Source organism: Phycicoccus ginsengisoli, assembly GCF_054779295.1.
Window position 1 is genome coordinate 131,281 of record NZ_BAAGYN010000005.1, and the last position, 22,171, is coordinate 153,451.

Consider the following 22,171-nt stretch of genomic DNA (forward strand, 5'->3'; position numbering starts at 1 on the left):
ACCCCGGCTGGCAGCCCGCCGGCCGTCGGGCCCCCGGTCAGTGGAAGATCGCCGCCAGCTCCTCGAGCCGCGCGGGCACCAGCCGGAACCACGCCCACGCACCGCGGCGCTCGCGGGTGAGCAGGCCGGCCTCGGTGAGCACGCGGAGGTGGTGGCTGACGGTCGGCTGGCCCAGGCCCACCGCCGGCGTCAGGTCGAGGACGCACGCCTCCTGGTCCTTGGCCGCGGCGATGAGCGACAGCAGCCGCAGCCTGGCGGGGTCGGCGACCGCCTTGAGCAGCCGGGCGGTCCGTTCGGCCTGCTCGGCGTCCCAGACCTCGCCACCCGCGAGGGATCCGCTCACGACATCGATGCTAGTCGATGCCGGAGGGGGTGCGCAGGCGGCGCGCGAGCCGGGCGCGGCGCTCGGACACCCGCGACCACACCACCTGCTGCAGGGCCAGGGCGAGCCACCCGGCCAGCGCCATCCCGGTCAGGTTGATGACGAGCTGCAGCGCGCTGCCGCGCACCTCCTGCCAGGCGCCGAACGCCAGGCCGAGCCCGATGTTGCCCGCCGCGGGGATGGTGGTCACCGAGACGAACACCCCCGACAGGCCGCCCACCCGCGAGGACGTCATCGACAGCACGCCGGCCGCCGCGGCGACGACGGCCACGAGGAAGGACCACTGGTCCGGGGAGTAGATGAACTTGGTGTCCGGTCGCGACCCCGTCAGGTCGTGGGCGGTCACCCACCCCAGGCCGCCCGCCGCGAGCCCGGCGAGGAAGGTGACGGCGATGGCGGTGCCGAACCCCAGGGTGAGCGCACGCACCGCCCGGCGCAGCAGGCCGTACCGCCGCCGCACGAGGGACAGCCCGAGCGCCGCGATCGGCCCGAACTCCGGGCCGAGGATCATCGCCCCCACCACGAGGACCGGGGAGTCCAGCACGATGGCCACGGCCGCGATCAGGGTGGCGAGCACCATGAAGGACATGAACGTCCAGTTGGTCTCGGAGTCCTCGATGGCCCGCTGGGTCACCTCCGCCCAGACCACCGAGTCGGCGCCACTGCCGGGGGCCCGTTGCTCCGCCTCGAGCCCCGTCCGGGAGAGCCACGACGTCACGGGTTCGATGTGGATCGTGCCCTCGTCCTGGACGCCGAGGGCGCGCAGCCGGTCGACGATGTCGTTGGCCGCCTCCCGGGCCACGTCGGCGAAGACGAGGTCCCCCCGCGGCTTGATGGACGCGCCGCGGACCGAGGCGATGCTGCTCACCGCCGGGTCGTCGCCCAGGGCGGCCAGCACGTCGTCGGCCAGCTCCTCGGTGACCGAGATGCGCAGGTGCAGCATGGCGCCAGTGTGCCGCAGCCTAGGCTCGGTGCCGTGACTCCGCGCTGGCCCGTCGTCCTGTTCGACTTCGACGGCACCCTGGCCGACACCATCCCGCTCATCGTCGCGAGCTACCACCACGCGCTCGGCACGCTCGGCGAGGTGGTCGAGGAGGCCGAGGTGCTCTCCTGGATCGGCCGCCCGCTGGAGCCCGTGCTCGAGGAGCGCTACCCCGGCAGGGGGACCCACCTCACCGACGTCTACCGGCGCTGGAACCTGGCCCACCACGACGACCTGATCCGCCGCGTCGAGGGGGTGCCCGAGCTGCTGGCCGAGCTGCACGACCGTGGGGCCCGGACCGGCGTCGTCTCCTCCAAGAAGGCCGAGACCGTGCGCCTCGGGCTGCGCGCGGTCGGGCTCGACGGCGTCATCGACGTCGTGGCCGGCCAGGAGGAGACCGACCACCACAAGCCCCACCCGGCACCCCTGCTGTATGCCGCGGAGCGCCTCGCGGTGAGCGTGTCCGAGTGCGTCTACGTCGGCGACGCGACGGTCGACATCCAGGCTGCGCGCGCGGCGGGCATGGGTGCGGTGGCCGTCACCTGGGGCGCCGGCGACGAGGCGGCCCTGACCGCCGCCGGGCCGGACGCCGTGGTCGCCGACGTGACGGGCCTGCGCGAGGCCCTGCTGGTGCCGCCGGGCGGGGCCGGGCAGGCGTAGTCGGACCGTACGAGGCCGGGCCTAGACTCGCGCCGTGCACGGCTACAGCGACAAGCAGCTCGAGGTCCTCGGCGACGCGATCCTGGCCTACTCGGCGGACCGGCTGAAGCTCGACCCGGTGCCGCTCGACGGGCCGCGGACCCTGGCGGAGCTCGACGCGAAGGCGGGCCAGACCATCACCGCCGAGGGGATCGGCGGGCTCGCGGCGCTGAGGCTGTTCGAGGAGGACCTCGCCCCCGCGTGCATCTCCACCGACCACCCGCGCTACCTCTCCTTCATCCCGTGCGCGCCGACCGAGGCCTCCGCGATGTTCGACCTCGTCGTCGGCGCGTCGTCGATCTACGGCGGCTCGTGGCTCGAGGGAGCGGGCGCGGTGTATGCCGAGAACCAGGCCCTGCGCTGGATCGCGAACCTCGTCGGCCTGCCGCCGGAGGCGGGCGGCGTCTTCGTGCCCGGCGGCACCATCGGCAACCTGTCGGCGCTCGTCGCGGCCCGGCACACCGCCCGGATGAACGCCGCCCAGCAGGGCCGCACGGGCACGGGTGGCCGGCCCTGGCGGGTCGCCGCGACCCACGGTGCCCACTCGTCCATCCAGTCCGCCTGCGACGTCATGGACGCCGAGCTGGTCGGCGTGGAGGTCGACGCCGACGGCCGGCTCACCGGTGCGGCCCTGCGCGAACAGCTCGTCGAGCACGGCCCGGAGACGTTCTTCGCCGTCGTGGCCACCGCCGGCACCACGAACTTCGGGATCGTCGACGACCTCGCGTCCGTGGCGGCCGTCTGCCGCGAGTTCGGCATCTGGTTCCACGTCGACGGCGCGTACGGCGGCGCGGGGCTGGCCGCGCCGTCGGTACGCCACCTCTACGAGGGCATCGAGCACTGCGACTCGTTCATCGTCGACCCCCACAAGTGGCTCTTCGCGCCGTTCGACTGCTGCGCCCTCATCTACCGCCAGCCCACGGCGGCGCGGGCCGCGCACACCCAGCACGCGTCGTACCTCGACGTCCTCACCGCGGCACCCGACTGGAACCCCACCGACTACTCGGTGGGCCTGACCCGCCGGGCCCGCGGGCTGCCGTTCTGGTTCAGCCTCGCGACCCACGGCACCGACGCCTACCGTGACGCCGTCGAGCGGACGCTGGAGGTGACGCGGTTCGCAGCCGAGGAGATCGGGCGCCGCGACTACGTCGAGGTCGTCCGCGAGCCCGACCTGTCGGTCGTGGTGCTGCGGCGGCTGGGCTGGACGGCGGCGCAGTACCAGGAGTGGTCGGACCGGCTGCTCGCCGAGGAGTTCGCGTTCGTGGTGCCGACCTCGCACCTGGGGGAGACGCTGACCCGGTTCGCGATCGTCAACCCGAGGACGTCCGAGGAGGACATCGTCGCCATCCTCGACACCATGGCCTGAGGCGCTCCGCCTGACGCGTCGGGGACCTAGGGCCCTGCCCGGGCGGGTCCCGCGGCGGCGAGCGTGGTGGCGAGGAGGTCGCTCCCATGCCGGCACGCCACCGCAGCCACCTGTCCCACCGTCCGCTGACCGAGCGCGTCGTGCTGGCGGTGCTGCTGTTCCTCGGGATCACCGCGACTGCGGGTGGAGCGGCGTTCGTCGCCGCGCAGGTCCTCGGCCTCGACTCGTGGTTCCCACGGGAGTGGCTCGACCGGATCCCCCTCATCGACAACTGGGTGGTGCCCGGCCTGGTGCTCGGCCTCGGGTTCGGGGTGGGCTCGTTCGTCGCCCGGTGGGGCCTGCGGACCCGCGTCGAGTGGGGCTGGACCCGGGGGGTGCGGAGGCTGACGGGTCGGCACTGGTCGTGGCTGGCGTCCGTCCTGCTGGGCCTGGGACAGGTCGTCTGGATCGGCCTGGAGCTCGTGTGGATCCCGTTCTCCTTCTTCCACGTGATCTACGGCGCGGTCGGGCTGCTGCTCCTGCTGCTGCCGTTCACCCCCTCGATGAGGGGCGACCTGGCACGGCGGTCGGCGTCCGAGGCGCCCCGGGTGCGGGGTCGGGAGAGGCTGTCGGGGCCCGTGTGACGGGTGGTTCCGGAGCGGTCCGGACGCGCCCACGCGATCGCCCGAACGGAATGACAAGCGTGTGATTCGCTCCGTATAGTTGGGTCCGCACGGACGGCACCACACGGCGATGAAGGACGAGACCCGAGAGTGAACGCGGCACACGAGCAGGACCACGCGAGCCCCGCCATCGAGCTGAGCGAGCGTGACCGCGAGATCATCGCCTTCGAGCGCCAGTGGTGGAAGTACGCCGGCGCCAAGGAGCAGGCCATCCGCGACCTGTTCGACATGAGCGCGACCCGCTACTACCAGGTGCTCAACGCGCTCATCGACTCCCCGGCGGCGCTCGAGGCCGACCCCATGCTCATCAAGCGACTGCGCCGGCTGCGCGCGTCGCGCCAGCGGGCCCGCAGCGCCCGACGGCTCGGCATCCAGCTGTAGCCCCTCCGGACCAGCCACGCCCGTCCCTGCACCAGGCTGGACGGGCGTTGCTGCGTCCGCCCGGCACACCCCCGCGGAGGGGCGCCGGCCCGGCATACCCCCGCGGAGGGGCGCCGGCCCGGTATACCGCCCTCTCACCCTGACCCAGCAAACCAACGGTTGCGCGGCATACCGCGGGTTGTCAGGGCGTGGGAAGTCGGACAACCGTTGGTTTGCGCGTGTCGCGGGCGGCCGGGCGTGCTTGACTGCGGGACGTGGGTGAGGTGCGGATCCGGGCGGCCGGTGCCGACGACGCGCTCGTGGTGGCGGCGCTGGCGCTGCAGTGCGCCATCCACCGCGGCGGGGTGGGGGAGCCCGGCTTCCTCGACCGGTATGCCCGGACCTGGCTCGCGGACCAGCGGCACCTCCCGGTGTGGCTGGCGGAGGCGGACGAGGACCACGCCGGCTTCCTCCAGGCACGGGTGGTCGAGCCGCTGCCCCGCCCGCTGACGCCGCCGGAGCCCGAGCTGGTCGTCGAGACCTTCTTCGTCCGCACCTCGCACCGGGGCATCGGGGTGGGCGAACGCCTCCTGGCGGCGGCTGCCCAGTGGGCGCGCGACGGGGATTTCGCCCGGGTGCGGATGAGCGCCGGACCGCACACCCGGCCCATGGTCGAGCGGGTGGGGTTCAGCGCCGACGAGGCCGCCTACCGGATGGAGCTGCGGTGACCGACCCCGACCCCGACCCCGACGCCGCCCTGGCACCGTCTCGGCTGCGGATCGGCTCCGTCGTGCTCAACGTCTCGGACGTCCCCGCCGCGACGGCGTTCTGGGGCCCGGCCCTGGGCTACCGCCCCAAGTACGCCCCCGAGCCGGACTGGGTGATCCTCACCGGTGCCGGCGACGGCCCGAACCTCTCGCTCAACGCCGGCGGCACCCGCCCCGACCCCGTCCCGCACGTCCACCTCGACCTCTACGCCCGCGACCAGGCCGCCGAGGTGGACCGGCTCGTGGGGCTCGGTGCGCGGCGGGTCGAGGACTGGCCGTACCCCGAGGGCGAGGAGTACGACTACGTCGTGCTGGAGGACCCCGACGGCAACCGCTTCTGCGTCATCGACGCGAGCGACGAGTGATGCGGCCCGGGGTCACCAACACCCTCACCGACGTGCCCGGCTTCCGGGTCGGGCACGCCACGCGCACCGGCGAAGGCTGGCTCACCGGCACCACTGTCGTGCTGGCGCCCGAGGGCGGCGCGGTCGGCGGCGTCGACGTGCGCGGTGGTGCCCCCGGCACCCGCGAGACCGACCTGCTCGACCCCCGCAACCTCGTCGACCGGGTCGACGCGGTGGTGCTCACCGGGGGCAGCGCGTTCGGGCTGGCCGCCGTCGACGCTGTCATGCGGCGGCTGTATGCCGCGGGGCGCGGCTGGCCGATGGGCGCGCCGGGGCAGGTGGTCCCGATCGTGCCGGCGGCCGTGCTGTTCGACCTCGGGCGCGGAGGCGACTTCACGGCGACGCCGACCGCGGAGGACGGTGCTGTCGCCTTCGACGACGCGCTGGCCGGTGCCGAGCACAAGCGGACCCCAGTGCCGCTCGGCTGCGTCGGTGCGGGGACGGGCGCGAAGGTCGGCGGCCTCAAGGGCGGCGTGGGCTCGGCGAGCGCCGTGCTCGAGGACGGCACGACCGTGGCGGCCCTCGTGGCCGTCAACGCCCTCGGTGACGCGGTCGACCCGGCGACCGGCGAGCCGTACGCGACGCGCCTCGGCCTCGGGGACGAGTTCGCCGCCCTCGCCCCACCCGACCCGACCGACGTGGAGGCCGCTCGCGGACGCGCCGCCGCGGCATACGCGGACCGGCCGATCCGGCCCGGCACGGCCACGACCATCGGCGTCATCGCCACCGACGCCACCCTGACCAAGGGGCAGTGCCAGAAGGTCAGCGGGCTGGGCCACGACGGACTGGCCCGCGCGATCCACCCCGTGCACACGCTCCTCGACGGAGACGCCCTCTTCACGCTGGCGTCCGGCGCCCGGCCGGCGCCTGACCTGCCCGCCCTGCACGCCCTGATGGTGGCCGCGGGGGACTGCGTGACCCGGGCCGTCGGGCACGCCCTGCTCGCCGCGACGACCACGACGACCGCCGACGGCGAGCTGCGGTCCTACCGCGACGCCTTCCCCTCCGCGGTCCGCCCGCACCGCGGCTGAGCCTGGCCCCCAACCCACCTGCCACGTCCCGCACCCGACCCCGAGGAGACTGATGCACGACGACCGGCGGCTCATCGAGGGCCGGCTGGCCCGCATGCTCGGGCGGATCGCGGAGGCGGTCTGGTGCGAGCCGGAGCCCGTGCAGCTCGCGTGCTGGGAGGCGCCGGGCGAGCCGGTGCCGGTGGCCGAGGGACTGGCCGCGGCCTACGCGCCGGCGCAGGTGGGGCAGCGCTGGGGGGCGCCGTGGGGCACGACGTGGTGGCGCGTGCGCGGCACGGTGCCCGAGCGGCACGCCGGACGGGTGGTGGACCTGCGGCTGGACCTCGGCTTCGACCCGGACTGGACCGGGTTCCACGCCGAGGGCCTCGTCCACCGCGCCGACGGCACCCCGGTCAAGGGACTCAACCCGCGCACCCAGTGGGTGCGCGTGGCGGACGAGGCGACGGCCGGCGAGGCCGTCGAGCTCTACGTGGAGGCGGGGTCGAACCCGATGCTGCTGGGCGGTCCCGGCTTCGCGTTCCAGCCCAACCCCCTCGGCGACCCGGAGACCGCCGGCGACGAGCCGCTGTACCGGGTGGTCCGGGCCGAGCTCGCGGTGTTCGAGCAGGAGGTCTGGGAGCTGCAGCAGGACCTCGAGGTGCTCGGGCAGCTCGCGGCGGAGCTGCCACTGGAGGACGCGCGCCGCTGGGAGCTGCTCCGGGCCATCGACCGGGCGCTGGACCGGGTCGACGTGGCCGACATCGCCGGGACGGCGCCCGCCGCCCGCGCCGAGCTCACCGAAGCCTTCGCGTCGCCCGCGCGCGCGAGCGCCCACCGCATCTCGGCCGTCGGCCACGCCCACATCGACTCGGCGTGGCTGTGGCCCGTGCGCGAGACCGTGCGCAAGGTCGCGCGCACCTGCGCGAACGTCGTCGACCTCATGGACCGCCACCCCGACCTCGTCCACGCGATGTCGTCGGCTCAGCAGTTCGCCTGGCTCAAGGAGCACCGGCCCGCGGTGTGGGAGCGCGTCGTGGAGCGGGTGCGCGAGGGACGGTTCGTGCCGGTAGGCGGGATGTGGGTGGAGTCCGACACGAACATGCCGGGCGGTGAGGCGCTGGTGCGCCAGCTCAACCACGGCAAGCGCTTCTTCCTCGACGAGCTCGGCGTCGAGACCCGCGAGGTGTGGCTCCCGGACTCCTTCGGCTACACCGCCGCCATGCCGCAGCTCGTGGCGCTGTCGGGGTCGCGGTGGTTCCTCACCCAGAAGATCTCCTGGAACACCACGAACCGGTTCCCGCACCACACGTTCCGGTGGGAGGGCCTGGACGGCACGAGGGTCTTCACCCACTTCCCGCCGGCCGACACCTACAACTCGGAGGTCTCGGGCGCCGAGCTGGCCCACGCAGCAAGGAACTTCGCCGACAAGGGGGCGGCCACGCGGTCGCTGCTGCCGTTCGGGTGGGGCGACGGCGGTGGTGGGCCCACGCGCGAGATGCTCGCGCGGGCCGCGCGCCTGCGGGACCTCGACGGCTCCCCGCGGGTCGAGGTCGAGCGCCCGGACGCATTCTTCGAGGCGGCCGAGGCGGAGTACCCGGACGCGCCGGTGTGGGTGGGCGAGCTGTACCTCGAGTTCCACCGCGGCACCTACACCTCCCAGGCCCGCACCAAGCAGGGCAACCGCCGCAGCGAGCACCTGCTGCGCGAGGCCGAGCTCTGGGCGGCCACGGCCGCCGTCCGGACCGGCGCGGCATACCCGCTCGAGGACCTGGACCGGCTCTGGAAGGTGGTGCTGCTCAACCAGTTCCACGACATCCTCCCCGGCTCGTCCATCGCGTGGGTGCACCGCCAGGCGGTTGAGGCGTATGCCGCGGTGGAGGCCGAGCTCGAAGCGATGATCGCGCGTGGGCAGGCCGCCCTGGCGGGCGACGGCGACGTGGAGGTGGCGTTCAACGCGGCGCCGCACGAGCGGTCCGGGGTTCCCGCCCTCGGGGCCGGGGCCGCCGACCCGCCCCGGGTCGAGGTGCAGGTGCTGGCGGACGGCGACGGGTGGGTGCTCGACAACGGGCTCGTCACGGCCAGGCTCGACGCCCGCGGCCTGCTGGTGTCGGTCGTCGACGCCGCGTCGGGGCGTGAGGTGCTGGCGCCCGGGTCGGCCGGGAACCTGCTCCAGATCCACCCCGACACCCCGAACAGGTGGGACGCCTGGGACGTGGATGCCTTCTACCGCAACGCCGTCCGCGACCTCGACGAGGCCGAGTCGGTCGAGCAGGTCGAAGCGGGTGTGCGAGTCGTGCGGCGGTTCGGGTCCTCGACCGTGACCCAGCTCGTGACGCTGCCCGTCGGTGAGCCGCGGGTCGACGTCGACACGCAGGTGGACTGGCGCGAGCGGGAACAGGTCCTCAAGGCGGCGTTCGACCTCGACGTCACGACCGAGCGCTCGACGTCGGAGGTCCAGTTCGGGCACGTGCACCGGCCGACCCACACCAACACCTCGTGGGACGCGGCGAAGTTCGAGATCTGCGCGCACCGCTGGGTGCACGTCGGCGAGCCGGGGTACGGCGCGGCCGTCGTCAACGACTCGACGTACGGCCACGACGTGACCCGGCGCGAGCGCGAGGGCGGCGGCACGAGCACCTGCGTCCGGCTGTCGCTGCTCCGCGCGCCGCAGAGCCCCGACCCGCACGCCGACCTCGGGGTGCACCGGATGCGGTACGCGCTCGTGCCGGGTGCCGCGATCGCCGACGCGGTCCGTGAGGGCTACCGGGTCAACCTGCCGGTGCGGGTCGTGCGCGGCAGCGGGACACCGGTCGAGCCGCTTGTGGCGGTGGAGGGCGCCGGCGTGCTCGTCGAGGCGGTCAAGCTCGCCGACGACGGGTCCGGCGACGTGGTCGTGCGGCTCTACGAGGCGCTGGGCCGGCGGTGCGTCGCGCGGGTGCGGGCCGGGTTCGAGCACTCCGGTGCGTGTGCCGTGGACCTGCTCGAGCGACCCCTGCCCACGGACGGCGTCGCGGACGACGGGTCGGAGCAGGGCGTGTCGCTGGCGCTGCGGCCCTTCCAGGTCGTGACCCTGCGCTTCCCCCGCGGCTGAGGGGTAGGCCGTCGACGCCGGGGCCCCGCACGGGCCGCGGCGCGGCGAAACCAGCCCGCGCGGAACAGATTCCCACGGGCGAGCGGCTCCGGGGGCGAGAAACGGGCCCGCGCGGAACAGATTCCCACGGGCGAGCGGCTCCGGGGGCGAGAAACGGGCCCGCGCGGAACCGATTCCCACGGTGTGGCGAGCCTGGGCGCCGGGGTGGTCGGTTTGTCCGTGGTTGTCCGCGACTGCACCCCGACGTCCTCGACCGGGTGCCGTGGGACCTGCCACGCTGGGGCATGGCCGCTCCCACGGACCCCTATGAGGGCTCGGACTTCACCGTCGACCTCGGCACGGGCGAGGAGGTCCGCTTCTCCCGCGTGGACCTCCCGGTCGCGCACGTCGACGAGGTCGCGTACCGTTCGGGCACCGACCGGAGCAACGAGCCGCGCATGCAGCCGGGTCGCGCCGGGTACTCGCGGCTCGTGCTCACGCGGAGCCTGACCTCCGACCTGTCGCTGTGGACGTGGTGGAAGGCCGCCCGCGACGGCGACCCGCACGTGGACCGCGACGTGCGCGTCCGGCTGCTGGACGCGACCCGGTCCCCGGTCCTGGCCTGGCGCTTCCGCAATGCGTTCCCCGCGGCATACCGCGTCTCCCCGCTGGTGGCGGCGTCGAACGAGCTGGTGCTCGAGACGGTGGAGCTGGTCTTCGACTCGATGGACGTCGAGGCCACCTGAGCGGGGCTCGGTCGGGCGCGGCGGCCCCGTGCCGCCGTTTGCACTCTCCACCCGAGAGTGCCAATAATGGCGTTAGCACTCTCACCCCGAGAGTGACAATCCTGGCCAGTCAAGGTGAGGTCCGGGATGCGCGGAAGACATGAGCCGTGCGTGCCGGTCCGTCCGTCGCGGGCACCCGCTGGCCGTCACATCGTTTCGCGTGGGAGGAACCACCCGAATGGCCAAGATCATCGCTTTCGATGAAGAGGCTCGGCGCGGGCTCGAGCGGGGCATGAACATCCTCGCCGACGCCGTCCGCGTCACCCTCGGCCCGAAGGGCCGCAACGTCGTCCTCGAGAAGAAGTGGGGTGCCCCCACGATCACCAACGATGGCGTGTCCATCGCCAAGGAGATCGAGCTCGACGACCCGTACGAGAAGATCGGCGCCGAGCTCGTCAAGGAGGTCGCCAAGAAGACCGACGACGTCGCGGGCGACGGCACCACCACCGCCACCGTGCTGGCCCAGGCCCTCGTCAAGGAGGGCCTGCGCAACGTCGCGGCCGGCGCCAACCCGATGGCCCTCAAGCGCGGCATCGAGGCGGCCACCGAGGCCGTCTCCACCCAGCTGCTCGAGATGGCCAAGGACGTCGAGACCAAGGAGCAGATCGCCTCCACCGCCTCGATCTCCGCTGCTGACCCCCAGATCGGCGAGATGATCGCCGAGGCCATGGACAAGGTCGGCAAGGAAGGCGTCATCACCGTCGAGGAGTCCAACACCTTCGGCCTCGAGCTCGAGCTCACCGAGGGCATGCGCTTCGACAAGGGCTACATCAGCCACTACTTCGTGACCGACACCGAGCGCATGGAGGCCGTGCTGGAGGACCCCTACGTCCTCGTCGTGAACTCCAAGATCTCGGGCATCAAGGACCTGCTCCCGCTGCTCGAGAAGGTCATGCAGTCCGGCAAGCCGCTGCTGATCATCTCCGAGGACGTCGAGGGAGAGGCCCTGTCGACCCTGGTGGTCAACAAGATCCGCGGCACCTTCAAGTCCGTCGCCGTCAAGGCCCCGGGCTTCGGTGACCGCCGCAAGGCCATGCTGGCGGACATCGCCATCCTCACCGGTGGTCAGGTCATCTCCGAGGAGGTCGGCCTCAAGCTCGACACCGCGGAGCTCGACCTGCTCGGCCGTGCGCGCAAGGTCGTCGTCACCAAGGACGAGACGACCATCGTCGAGGGTGCGGGCGACGCCGACCAGATCCAGGGTCGCGTCAACCAGATCCGCGCCGAGATCGAGAAGTCGGACAGCGACTACGACCGCGAGAAGCTGCAGGAGCGCCTGGCCAAGCTGGCCGGCGGTGTCGCAGTCATCAAGGCCGGCGCCGCGACCGAGGTCGAGCTCAAGGAGCGCAAGCACCGCATCGAGGACGCCGTGCGCAACGCCAAGGCCGCCGTCGAGGAGGGGATCGTCGCCGGTGGTGGCGTGGCCCTGCTCCAGGCGGGCAAGGCCGCGTTCGAGAAGCTCGAGCTCGAGGGTGACGAGGCCACCGGCGCGAACATCGTCAAGGTCGCCATCGAGGCCCCGCTCAAGCAGATCGCGATCAACGCCGGTCTCGAGGGCGGCGTCGTGGCGGAGAAGGTCAGCAACCTCGAGTCCGGCTGGGGCCTCAACGCCGCCACCGGCGAGTACGTCGACCTCATCGCCGCGGGCATCATCGACCCGGCCAAGGTGACGCGTTCCGCGCTGCAGAACGCCGCGTCGATCGCCGCACTGTTCCTCACCACCGAGGCCGTCATCGCCGACAAGCCCGAGAAGGCTGCGCCGATGGCACCGGGTGGCGACGAGATGGGCGGCATGGGCTTCTGAGCCAGCTCAGGAACCTGCCGCACACGGCATCCGCGCAAGGGCGGCTCACCTCCGGGTGGGCCGCCCTTCCGCATGCCCCGGTATGCCGGGTGGCTGGCTGCCGCGCGGTCAGAGCCAGCCGCGGTGGCGCGCCTCGGCGGCCGCCTCGGCCCGGTTGCGGGTGCCCGTCTTGCCGATCGCGGCGGACAGGTAGTTGCGCACCGTCTGCTCGGACAGGTGCAGGGCGGCCGCGATGTCGGCCACGGTGGCGCCGTCGGCACTCTCGCGCAGCACGTCCCGCTCCCGCTCGGTCAGCGGGTCGGGCCCGGCCACGAGTGCGTCGGCGGCCAGGGCGCGGTCGATGACGACCTCCCCGGCGGCGACCCGGCGGACGGCGTCGGCGAGCCCCTCGACGGGGCCGTCCTTGACGACGAACCCGCGCACCCCGGCGTCGAGCGCCCGGCGCAGGTAGCCCGGCCTCCCGAACGTCGTCACGACGACGACCCGCACCTCAGGGGCCGCGGCATGCAGGTCGGCCGCCACGTCGAGGCCGGACCGGCCCGGCATCTCGATGTCGAGCAGGACGACATCGGGCCCGAGCTCCCGCACGGCGGCGAGCACCTCGTCACCCCGGCCGACGTGGCCGACGACGGACAGGTCCGGCTCGAGGTCGAGCAGCGTGGCTAGCGCCTCGCGCATCATCACCTGGTCCTCGGCCAGCAGCAGGGTGGTCACGCCGTCCCCTCCCGGGACCGCGCAGGTGACCCGCTGTCGACCCGGGTGCGCAGACCGCGGGTGGCCGGCCGGCCCCTGTGGTCGGTGTGGGGGAGCCGGACCGACAGCGTGAAACCGGTCGTGTCGCCGTGCGTCGAGAGCTCACCCCCGGCGATCAGCAGCCGTTCCCGCAGCCCCACCAGCCCCGAGCCGGTCAGCGAGCCACCGGAGTCCGTCAGGGTGTCCTCGTCGGCGTCGGGGCCGCCGCCGTCGTTCTCGATCAGCACGGTGACGCCCTCGCGGTCGGTCCTGGTCCGGATGCGCGCGTGGGCCGCTCGCCCGTGGCGCAGCACGTTCGTCGCGCCCTCGCGGACCACCCAGGCGAGGAGCTCGTCGTGCGCCGGGTCGAGGCCGTGGTCGCCGCGCTCCACCTCCGTGACGATCCCGGCGGCGCGCAGCGACTGGGCCGCGCGGTCCACCTCGGCGTCGAGGCTGGTCCCGCGGTAGCCCTGCACGGCCTCGCGGACCTCACGCAGCGCCTCCTGCGACAGAGCGGCGATGTCGGCCGCGTGCTGCTCGGCGGCGGCCGGGTCGGCCCGCACCGCGCGTTGTGCCGCCTGGGCCTTGACGGACACCACCGACAGGCTGTGCCCCAGCAGGTCGTGCAGGTCCCGCGAGAACCGCAGCCGCTCGGCGGCGACGGCCGTGCGTGACAGCTCGTCCCGCGTGCGGTGCAGCTCTGCGATGACCAGGGCGAGCCAGCCGAACGCGCACGTCAGCATCCCGGCCAGGAGCGTCGTGAGCCCGGTCGAGAGCAGGGCGGCGTCCCAGGCCGCACCGCGCGCGTGGTCGGTCACGGCGGCCGCGACCGCGACGACCACGACCAGCCAGGGGGCGACCCGCAGTGGGACGGCCACGCCCACCGCGATGACGAGCAGCAGGGGCAGCGTCGCCCAGGGCAGGCCTCCGTCGGCGACGAGGCCGGCGGTGGCAAGGGCCTGCAGCACCACGACGGGCCAGAGCCAGGGTCGGCGCGGACCCGCCGCGGAGGCGGCGTCCGCGGTCGCGAGCAGGAAGGCCGACCCGGCGACGACCAGGTCGATGACGGCCCACACGGGGTGGTGGGCCTCCCCGAGCGCGGCGACCGAGGGAGCCAGCAGACCGGCGCACCACAGCGACGCCCACGCCACCCCCGCCCAGCGCGGCATGCGGGGCCACGCACCGCGGACGGGAGGACTCGGCATACCGGACATTGTGGCCGGGGTCATCGGGCGTGCGGGAGGGAACGGGCGACGAGCGGCACGACGACGCCGGCCACGACGACGTGCAGGCACGCGAGCGCCAGCCCTCCGCCGGCCGACGTCGCCGCCCCCGCGGGGCCGAACAGTGACAGGACGAGGACCACGAGGGCAGTGCCGACGAAGGTGCGTCGCGGCCTGCGGGCCGTCCTGCGGACGACGGAGCCGACGGCGAGCGCACCCACGCCGGTGACGAGGGCGCTGACCGCGACCGCGAGCAGGCCCACCTGCTGCACCGCCCCACCCTGGCGGACCTCGAGGTCGGCCACGGCGTGCAGCGGCAGCCAGGCGACGCCGGCGGCAGCGGCCGCGGCGAGGGGTGAGGTCCGGGCCAGGGTGCGGCGGCGATGGCTCGGTGTCCCGGTGGGCCGGCCGGGGGCGGCCGCGGGCTGGGCCGCGGGCTGGGCCGCGGGCTGGGCCGCGGGCTGGGCCGCGGGCTGGGTGGTGGTGCCGGTGGTGGTCTCGGTGACGGGTCGGGTGGTCATGGCGTGCCTCTCGCTGGTGGGCGGCCCGGGGTTCCGGTCTCTCCGTCGACGCTAGGAACCCGGGCACCTCGGGCGGCAGGCACAGCCGTCCTCGATCGCCCGGTACAACTGTCCTGTGGTGCCCGTCGCGACCGTGTAGAACAGTGCGATGACCACTGACGTGCCCGAGGGGCCCCTCGTCCTCGGACCCCTGCTGCGGTACGTCGGGGAGACCTCCGCGACCATCTGGGTGCAGACCCGCGATGCCGGGACGGTGCAGGTCGAGGCGTTCGGACGCACCTGGGAGGCGCCCACCTTCCGGGCGCACGGGCGGCACTACGCGCTCGTCGTCCTCGACGGGCTCGAGGCGGGCGCCGCGAGCGACTACGTCGTCCGCATCGGAGGCGAGCAGGTGTGGCCGGAGCCCGAGCCGCGGTTCCGCGGGCTGCCGCCGAGCCGGGTGCGGCTGCTGCGACGGTCCGAGCCCACGCGGCTCACCTTCGGGTCGTGCCGGACCAGCGTCCCGCACGACAAGGAGGGCAACGCCAGCAACGGCGTCGACGCCCTGCGCGCCTTCGCCCACCACCTCAGCCGCCCGGAGCGGCAGGAGGACGAGTGGCCGCACCTCGTGTGCTTCCTCGGCGATCAGGTGTATGCCGACGAGACGTCCGAGGAGATGCGCGCCTACATCGCCTCCCGGCGCAGCCTCGACGAGCCGCCCGGCGAGGAGCTCAAGGACTACGACGAGTACGCCCACCTCTACCTGCTCGCGTGGTCGGACCCGCTCAACCGCTGGCTGCTGTCCACGCTGCCGAGCGCGATGATCTTCGACGACCACGACATCCGCGACGACTGGAACACCTCCCTGTCGTGGCACCGGGAGATCAACGCGCTGCCGTGGTGGCACGACCGGATCGTCGGCGGGCTCGGCTCGTACTGGGTCTACCAGCACCTGGGCAACCTCTCGCCCGACGAGCTGGCCGGCGACGAGCTCTGGCAGCTGGTGGCGCGGCACGAGGGCACCGACGAGGTCGACCTCACGGAGGTGCTCGACGCCTTCGCCGAGCGGGTGGACCGCGAGCCCGAGACCTACCGGTGGAGCTACAGCCGTGACCTCGGCGAGTCGCGGCTCGTCGTCGTCGACTCCCGGGCGGCTCGGGTCCTCCAGCCCGGTCGTCGCTCGATCCTCGACGACGAGGAGATGGAGTGGCTCGACCGGCAGCTGCGCGGTGACGTCGACCACCTCTTCGTCGGCACGTCCCTGCCCTTCCTCATGGCGCAGGGGATCCACGACCTCGAGGCCATCAACGAGGCGATGGCGAACGGCGCGTGGGGCCACCGGGTGGCCGTGTGGGGGGAGAAGATGCGCAGGGCTGTCGACCTCGAGCACTGGGCCGCCTTCGAGGAGGGCTTCCAGCGGGTCATGGGGATGGTCACCGAGGTGGCGACGGGCCGGCGGGGCAAGCGGCCCGGGACGATCACCTTCCTGTCCGGCGACGTGCACAACTCCTACGTCACCGAGATCACGCCGGCGAGCCTGGAGCCGGGCAGCAGCCGCGTCGTCCAGCTGGTCTGCTCCCCGATCCGGAACCCGTTGCCGCGCAGGGTCCGCATCGCCCAGGCGTTCCTCGGCAAGCGGCTGGCGCGGCCCCTGCAGTTCCTCGTGCGGCACACCGACAAGGTGCCCAACGCCCCCTACCCGTGGACCGTCACCCACGGGCCGTGGTTCGACAACAACCTGGCCACCCTCGAGGTCCGGGGTCGCGGCCTCGTCGTCCGCTGGGACACCGGCGAGGTCCGCGGGGAGCGCTACGACCACCCGGACGTCCGTCGGGTCGCCCGCGTCGCCATCCACTGACGCCCCGGATCCACTGACCGCCCGGCTGGACCCGGCATACCGGACGGCTCGGCACCAAACCCCGCGAAACCCCCGCGGCACCACCCCGGGGAACGTTGTGGGTGGACTGAGGGTTCACTCAGGGGAGGCTCAGGGTCGAACCCGAGGGCCCGGGGACGGCGTCGTCTCTACGTTTGAGGAGAACGGGAAACCACTGTGAGCCGGGAGCCGAAGATGACATCCACCACCACCCACGACCCCACGGGCGGGGCCGCGTCCACCGCGAGCCGCGGCGACACCCGGGCGCCCGCGGCGCGGGTCGTCGGCCTGACCAAGGTCTACGGCAAGGGCGAGACCGCGGTCCGCGCCCTCGACGAGGTCGACCTCGAGATCGCCCGCGGCGAGTTCACCGCGATCATGGGGCCGTCGGGCTCGGGCAAGTCGACGATGATGCACTGCGCGGCCGGTCTCGACGCCGTCACGAGCGGCCAGGTCCTCATCGGCGACGTCGACATCACGACCCTCAAGGACAAGGCGCTCACCACCCTGCGCCGTGACCGGATCGGCTTCGTGTTCCAGGCGTTCAACCTCATCCCGACGCTCACGGCGCAGGAGAACATCCTGCTGCCGCTGGCGATCGCCGGCCGCAAGCCCGACCCCGGGTGGTTCGACCTCGTCGTCGACACCGTCGGCCTCCGCGACCGGCTGACGCACCGGCCGAGCGAGCTGTCGGGCGGCCAGCAGCAGCGCGTCGCCTGCGCGCGGGCGCTGGTCAGCCGGCCGGAGATCGTCTTCGCCGACGAGCCCACGGGCAACCTCGACTCGACCTCGGGGGCGGAGGTGCTGTCGTTCCTGCGCCGCAGCGTCGACGAGTTCGGCCAGACGATCGTCATGGTCACCCACGACCCCGTGGCGGCCTCGCACACCGACCGGGTCGTGTTCCTCGCCGACGGGCGCTTCGTCGACGAGATGCGCGACCCGACGGCCGAGCGGATCCTCGAGCGGATGGCCGAGCTGTCGGGGCACCACCCGGGTGCGGCCGGCGCCTCCGCCGCGACCAGCTCGTCCGGCGCCACCGGCGCGGCTAGCACCCCCGGCGTCACCGGCGCGGCTAGCACCCCCGGCGTCACCGGCGCGGCCAGCGCGTCCGGCGCCTCGTCGGAGGGCTGAGCCGTGCTGCGAGCCAGCTGGAAGAGCCTGCTCGGCCGCAAGCTGCGGCTGTTCATGAGCGCGTTCGCCATCATCCTCGGCGTCGCGTTCGTCTCCGGGTCCTTCATCTTCACGGACACCCTCGGTAAGGCCTTCGACGGCATCGTCAACACGGTCGGCGACGTCGTGGTCCGTCCCCAGGTCGTCGGCAGCAGCTTCGAGCAGGGCCCCACCGCCAAGACCGTCCCCGGCTCACTGGTGCGCACGCTCGCCGACGTGCCCGGCGTCGCGCGGGCCGACGGCAACGTCAGCGACCCCACCACGTTCGTCGTCTCCACGAAGGGCAAGCTCATCGGTGGTGGTGGCCCGCCGGGCCTCGGGCTCAGCCACAACGATGCGCCGACCTCGGCCGGTGACCCGCCGGCGACACTGTCCAGCGGCCGCTGGCCGCAGGGCCGCAGCGAGGTCGTGCTCGACGCCTCGACGGCCCAGCGCGCCGGCTACACCCTCGGCGACACCGTCCAGCTGGTCACGAGCGGCGCCACCCCGAAGCTGTCGGCCAAGCTCGTCGGCATCGCGGAGTTCAAGGGCGGCACGGTCGGCGCCACCCTCGCCTTCTTCGACACCCGGACCGCCCAGCAGATCTACTACGGCGGCAAGGACCAGTTCAGCGACGTGTGGGTGACCGCGCAGCCGGGCGTCTCCGCGGCCGACCTCGCCCGCACCGTCCAGGCGAAGCTGCCCTCGGGCTACGAGGCGGTGACCGGGGACGCAGTGGCCAAGGAGTCCCAGGACTCGGTGACCAAGGCGCTGTCGTTCATCAACGTGTTCCTGCTGATCTTCGCGGGGATCGCGCTGTTCGTCGGGTCGTTCCTCATCATCAACACCTTCTCGATCCTGGTCGCCCAGCGCAGCCGCGAGCTGGCGCTGCTCCGGGCGCTCGGCGCCGGCCGCCGCCAGGTCACCCGCTCGGTGCTCTTCGAGGCCCTGGTCGTCGGGCTGCTGGGGTCCACGGTGGGGCTCGGCCTCGGCTTCGTGCTCGCGATCGGCATCACGAAGCTGTTCGCGCAGTTCGGCCTCGACCTGAGCGGGTCGCCGCTCGTCTTCCGGCCGACCACCGCCCTCATCGGGTATGCCGTGGGGCTGCTCGTGACGATGCTCGCGGCCTACCTGCCCGCTCGCCGTGCCGGGAAGATGCCGCCCGTCGCCGCGATGCGCGACGACATCGCCCTGCCGGAGTCGACGATGCGCTGGCGGCTCATGGTCGGGCTCTGCCTGTTCCTCTTCGGGCTGTGGGCCACCTGGCTGGGTGCGTTCACCAGCGCCGACCACGGTTCCTACTGGGTCGGGTCGGGAGTCTTCGGGCTGGTCATGGCTGCGATCCTCACGAGCCCCGTCATCGGGCGACCGGTCATCGCGCTGCTCGGCACCGTGTACCGGCGCGCCTTCGGCTCGATCGGCCTCATGGCCGAGCAGAACGCCGTCCGCAACCCGCGTCGGACCGCCGCCACCGCGTCGGCGCTGATGATCGGGCTGACCCTGGTCTCGATGATGTCGGTGTTCGGCGCCTCGGCGAAGGCCAGCGTGGACAAGTCGATCGGCGAGAACTTCGTCGCCGACTACGTGGTCTCGAACGCCATCGGCCAGCCCTTCTCGGCCACGATCACCCGCGAGCTCGCGGCCGTGCCGGGCGTCCAGGCGGCGGCGTCGATGCGCTACACGGGCTCGACCATCGAGGGGAACCGCTCCTGGACCGGAGCCGTCGTGCCGAACGAGTTCGCCGACGTCGTGCCGCTGCAGATGAAGGCGGGCTCGTTCCGGGGCGCCTCGGACCGCAGCGTGTTCCTCGACGACGAGAAGGCCGCGGCGCTGAGCGTCTCGGTCGGCTCGACGGTGGACGTCGCCGTCGCAGGTTCCGCCCCGCAGCCGTTCACCGTGGCCGGCGTCTTCGCCAAGCAGGCCATCACCCCGCCGATACTGGTCACCCAGGCGGCGGCCACGGCGGCGGGGGTGCCCACGCAGGACACCGCCACGTACATCCTGCGGGCGCCGGGGGCTTCCGCGGCAACGGTCCAGGCGGGGCTGGAGAAGGTGGTCGCCGACCAGCCGTCGGTCACCCTCAAGGACCAGGACGCCTTCAAGGCCGAGCAGCGCAAGCCGATCGACCAGCTGCTCTACATCATCTACGCGCTGCTGGGGCTGGCCGTCGTCATCGCGGTGCTGGGCATCGTCAACACCCTCGCGCTGTCGGTGATCGAGCGCACGCGCGAGATCGGCCTGCTGCGAGCCGTCGGGCTCAGCCGGCGGCAGCTGCGCAGCATGCTGCGACTGGAGTCGGTCGCGATCGCCCTGCTCGGGGCGGTGCTCGGGGTCGTCCTGGGTCTCGGCGCCGGCTGGGTGCTCCAGCGGAGCCTGGCCGACGAGGGCATCGACGTCCTGGCGATCCCGGTGGCCCAGCTGGCCGTGTTCGTGGTGCTCGCGGGGCTCGTCGGGGTGCTCGCCGCCCTCTGGCCGGGGCGCCGCGCGGCCCGGCTCGACGTGCTGCGCGCGATCACCACCGAGTAGCCGCGCGGCCCGGCTCGACGTGCTGCGCGCGATCACCACGGAGTAGCCGCCCGGCCCGCCGCCGCACGGCCCCCGGCCGCACGGCATTCCGCCGCACGACCCACAGCCCGACGGCACGCGGCCCCGGGCACACGCCACCGTGCACCCCTGCCGGTGCCGACGGCGGCCCACCCGACCCGGGGCGGGCCGCCGTCGTCACTGGAACATGCGGACCGTCTGGGCCTCCGTCTCGGCGTACTGGGCCCCGGCCGCGGCCAGGACCCCGCCGATCGAGTCGAGGGAGGCCCGCACCTGCTTCTGCGTGGCCTGCCACTCGCCGACCAGCGACTGGAACCGGGCCGACGCCGTGCCGGTCCACGCGTCCTGAAGCGCGGTCAGCCGGCTCATCATCGCCGTGACCTGGCCGTCGATCTCCCCCGAGATGCGGGCGATGTCACCCGACGCCGCCTGGATCCGCTCGGTGTCGACCTGGAACTGTGCGGACATGACCCCTCCTGTCGTCCCGGCACCCCGGTGGCGCCGTCCCCCAGCACGCTAGGCGGGTGAGCGCGGCCGGCCGCGGTTGTCCACAGGTCCCGGCCGCCCGGGGTAGCGTCGGCCCGTGACCATCTGGATCGACCCGCCGGCCTGGCCGGCGCACGGACGCCTGTGGTCGCACCTCGTGAGCGACCGCTCCTACGACGAGCTCCACGAGTTCGCCGCGGCCCAGGGCATCCCGCGACGGGCGTTCGAGGGCGACCACTACGACGTGCCCGAGGAGCGGTACGCCGTGCTGGTCGGGGCGGGGGCCCAGCCCGTCGCCGGGCGTGACCTGGTGCGCATCCTGCGAGGCAGCGGTCTGCGGGTGCAGAAGCGCACGCACGAGCGGGTGCTGGCCTCGGTGCCCGGCGCCGCCTGGCTTCCCCCGGGCTCGCGCGCGGACGTCATCGCCTCGCGCCAGCCCGAGCCGCCGGCCTCGACGGTCGTGGTGCGGCTGGCCCTCTGGCGTGGGGACGAGCTGCTCGTCGTCGACCGCCTCGGGGGCGGCGGCCCGGACCTGCCGTCCGCGCCCGTGGGGGCGCTGGGGACCCGTGCCGTCCTCGACCACCTCCACACGGTCGTGATGGGTGGCCCGACGCCGCCGACGACCACCCTGCTCGGGTACGTGCGCAACACGGTTCCGCAGCCTGACGCCGAGTACCCGTGGCCGGTGCCGACGGCGGCCTTCGCGGTGTGGACCGGAGAGGTCGAGTCCGGGGCGGGGGCGCTGGCCGGCCGCTGGGTGGTGCCCGGCGACGTCGAGGACGTCCTGTCGACCCGGCACTGGTGGCCACTGGTGTCGGACGGCCCCCGGCGGTGAGCACCCTCGTCGACCGGGTCGCGGGCGCACGCTTCGCCGACGGCAGCTCCTGTGACGTCGAGCTGTGGCTCGACCCCGCGCCGGTCCCGCCCGGCACGGTCTTCGCGGCCATGGTGGTCCTGCGTGACGGCGACGGCCTCTGCGCGGCCCTGTGGAGCCCGCGCCGGCAGGAGTGGGGCATCCCGGGCGGCTGGCGTGAGGACGGCGAGTCCGTGGCGGAGTGCGCGGTACGAGAGGTCTGGGAGGAGACGGGCGTGCGCCTCGACCCCGGCGACCTCGTGCCCGTGGGGCACGAGGACTTCCACCCCCTGCCCGGGGTGCGCGGCCGCTGGCCCGCCGAGGGCGGGAGCATGCAGCTGTATGCCGCGCGGCTGGCCGGACCGGGGCCGGCCCTGGTCGCCGGGGAGCCCGACGCGGTCGACCCGCAGTGGCTGCAGCCCGAGGAGTTGCGCGCCCGCTCGGGCGGCCAGTTCTGGTGGCCGATGGTGGCCGGCGTCCTCGCCCTCTGACCCGAAGTCCCAGGCCTCGGCGGTCA

At 73.6% G+C, this 22,171-nt stretch carries 21 protein-coding genes; 15 read left to right on the forward strand and 6 right to left on the reverse strand.

Annotation, left to right across the window (positions count from 1 at the left end; all coding sequences use genetic code 11):
• Window positions 1-37 precede the first annotated feature (37 nt).
• Together ACYVDO_RS09990 and ACYVDO_RS09995 are read right to left on the reverse strand one after the other, a co-directional pair.
• Window positions 38-352 carry an ArsR/SmtB family transcription factor gene (locus tag ACYVDO_RS09990; protein WP_460935766.1) on the reverse strand — a complete coding sequence of 105 codons (315 nt, stop codon included), beginning with the start codon at window positions 350-352 and terminating at the stop codon, window positions 38-40.
• Between the two features lies 1 nt (window position 353).
• Window positions 354-1,325, reverse strand: coding sequence for a DUF389 domain-containing protein (locus ACYVDO_RS09995; protein WP_460935315.1), 972 nt, complete (start codon window positions 1,323-1,325; stop codon window positions 354-356).
• Between the two features lie 33 nt (window positions 1,326-1,358).
• Between ACYVDO_RS09995 and ACYVDO_RS10000 the strand changes: the two genes are divergently transcribed.
• The 10 genes from ACYVDO_RS10000 (at window position 1,359) to groL (ending at window position 12,291) form a co-directional block, all read left to right on the forward strand.
• Window positions 1,359-2,024: an HAD family hydrolase gene (locus tag ACYVDO_RS10000; RefSeq protein WP_460935317.1), complete on the forward strand. Its 666-nt coding sequence runs from the start codon at window positions 1,359-1,361 to the stop codon at window positions 2,022-2,024.
• Window positions 2,025-2,058: 34 nt separating this feature from the next.
• A complete protein-coding gene (locus tag ACYVDO_RS10005) occupies window positions 2,059-3,429 on the forward strand; it encodes a pyridoxal phosphate-dependent decarboxylase family protein (protein ID WP_460935319.1) in 1,371 nt (456 codons plus the stop codon).
• Between the two features lie 86 nt (window positions 3,430-3,515).
• Entirely contained in the window at window positions 3,516-4,052 is a 537-nt protein-coding gene (locus ACYVDO_RS10010; RefSeq protein WP_460935321.1) for a hypothetical protein, read from the forward strand.
• A gap of 129 nt (window positions 4,053-4,181) precedes the next feature.
• Complete coding sequence (locus ACYVDO_RS10015) at window positions 4,182-4,472, forward strand: DUF3263 domain-containing protein (RefSeq protein WP_460935323.1); 291 nt, start codon at window positions 4,182-4,184, stop codon at window positions 4,470-4,472.
• Between the two features lie 254 nt (window positions 4,473-4,726).
• Window positions 4,727-5,179: a GNAT family N-acetyltransferase gene (locus ACYVDO_RS10020; protein WP_460935325.1), complete on the forward strand. Its 453-nt coding sequence runs from the start codon at window positions 4,727-4,729 to the stop codon at window positions 5,177-5,179.
• Window positions 5,176-5,583, forward strand: a complete 408-nt coding sequence (locus tag ACYVDO_RS10025) for a VOC family protein (RefSeq protein ID WP_460935327.1) — start codon at window positions 5,176-5,178, stop codon at window positions 5,581-5,583. The genes ACYVDO_RS10020 and ACYVDO_RS10025 overlap by 4 nt, the downstream gene beginning before the upstream one ends.
• Window positions 5,583-6,653, forward strand: a complete 1,071-nt coding sequence (locus ACYVDO_RS10030; RefSeq protein ID WP_460935329.1) for a P1 family peptidase — start codon at window positions 5,583-5,585, stop codon at window positions 6,651-6,653. The genes ACYVDO_RS10025 and ACYVDO_RS10030 overlap by 1 nt, the downstream gene beginning before the upstream one ends.
• A 52-nt stretch (window positions 6,654-6,705) precedes the next feature.
• Window positions 6,706-9,723, forward strand: a complete 3,018-nt coding sequence (locus ACYVDO_RS10035) for an alpha-mannosidase (protein ID WP_460935331.1) — start codon at window positions 6,706-6,708, stop codon at window positions 9,721-9,723.
• A 284-nt stretch (window positions 9,724-10,007) separates the two neighbouring features.
• Window positions 10,008-10,448 carry a phage tail protein gene (locus ACYVDO_RS10040; protein ID WP_460935333.1) on the forward strand — a complete coding sequence of 147 codons (441 nt, stop codon included), beginning with the start codon at window positions 10,008-10,010 and terminating at the stop codon, window positions 10,446-10,448.
• Between the two features lie 217 nt (window positions 10,449-10,665).
• On the forward strand, window positions 10,666-12,291 hold the full coding sequence (gene groL, locus ACYVDO_RS10045; protein WP_460935335.1) for a chaperonin GroEL: 1,626 nt from the start codon (window positions 10,666-10,668) through the stop codon (window positions 12,289-12,291).
• A 108-nt stretch (window positions 12,292-12,399) separates the two neighbouring features.
• On the opposite strand, the gene ACYVDO_RS10050 is transcribed toward groL, so the two are convergent.
• From ACYVDO_RS10050 to ACYVDO_RS10060, 3 genes are read right to left on the reverse strand one after another with little or no spacing between them, the layout of a single operon-like run.
• Window positions 12,400-13,005 carry a response regulator gene (locus tag ACYVDO_RS10050; RefSeq protein ID WP_460935337.1) on the reverse strand — a complete coding sequence of 202 codons (606 nt, stop codon included), beginning with the start codon at window positions 13,003-13,005 and terminating at the stop codon, window positions 12,400-12,402.
• Window positions 13,002-14,228: a sensor histidine kinase gene (locus ACYVDO_RS10055; RefSeq protein WP_460935339.1), complete on the reverse strand. Its 1,227-nt coding sequence runs from the start codon at window positions 14,226-14,228 to the stop codon at window positions 13,002-13,004. The genes ACYVDO_RS10050 and ACYVDO_RS10055 overlap by 4 nt, the downstream gene beginning before the upstream one ends.
• A gap of 20 nt (window positions 14,229-14,248) precedes the next feature.
• The gene (locus ACYVDO_RS10060) at window positions 14,249-14,767 is read right to left on the reverse strand and encodes a DUF6069 family protein (RefSeq protein WP_460935341.1); all 519 of its coding nucleotides are present in this window, start codon (window positions 14,765-14,767) and stop codon (window positions 14,249-14,251) included.
• 148 nt (window positions 14,768-14,915) lie between these two features.
• Here ACYVDO_RS10060 and ACYVDO_RS10065 point away from each other — a divergent pair, with 148 nt between their 5' ends.
• The 3 genes from ACYVDO_RS10065 to ACYVDO_RS10075 all read left to right on the forward strand — a co-directional run bounded on the left by ACYVDO_RS10065 (window position 14,916) and on the right by ACYVDO_RS10075 (window position 20,297).
• On the forward strand, window positions 14,916-16,604 hold the full coding sequence (locus ACYVDO_RS10065) for an alkaline phosphatase D family protein (protein WP_460935343.1): 1,689 nt from the start codon (window positions 14,916-14,918) through the stop codon (window positions 16,602-16,604).
• Between the two features lie 213 nt (window positions 16,605-16,817).
• Window positions 16,818-17,753, forward strand: a complete 936-nt coding sequence (locus tag ACYVDO_RS10070) for an ABC transporter ATP-binding protein (RefSeq protein WP_460935345.1) — start codon at window positions 16,818-16,820, stop codon at window positions 17,751-17,753.
• Window positions 17,754-17,756: 3 nt separating this feature from the next.
• Window positions 17,757-20,297: an ABC transporter permease gene (locus ACYVDO_RS10075; protein ID WP_460935347.1), complete on the forward strand. Its 2,541-nt coding sequence runs from the start codon at window positions 17,757-17,759 to the stop codon at window positions 20,295-20,297.
• A gap of 195 nt (window positions 20,298-20,492) precedes the next feature.
• Here ACYVDO_RS10075 and ACYVDO_RS10080 read toward each other — a convergent pair whose 3' ends face one another.
• Window positions 20,493-20,783 carry a WXG100 family type VII secretion target gene (locus ACYVDO_RS10080; protein WP_460935349.1) on the reverse strand — a complete coding sequence of 97 codons (291 nt, stop codon included), beginning with the start codon at window positions 20,781-20,783 and terminating at the stop codon, window positions 20,493-20,495.
• 115 nt (window positions 20,784-20,898) lie between these two features.
• Between ACYVDO_RS10080 and ACYVDO_RS10085 the strand changes: the two genes are divergently transcribed.
• Complete coding sequence (locus tag ACYVDO_RS10085) at window positions 20,899-21,636, forward strand: DUF4031 domain-containing protein (RefSeq protein WP_460935351.1); 738 nt, start codon at window positions 20,899-20,901, stop codon at window positions 21,634-21,636.
• Window positions 21,633-22,145, forward strand: coding sequence for an NUDIX hydrolase (locus ACYVDO_RS10090; protein ID WP_460935353.1), 513 nt, complete (start codon window positions 21,633-21,635; stop codon window positions 22,143-22,145). The genes ACYVDO_RS10085 and ACYVDO_RS10090 overlap by 4 nt, the downstream gene beginning before the upstream one ends.
• Window positions 22,146-22,171 lie beyond the last annotated feature (26 nt).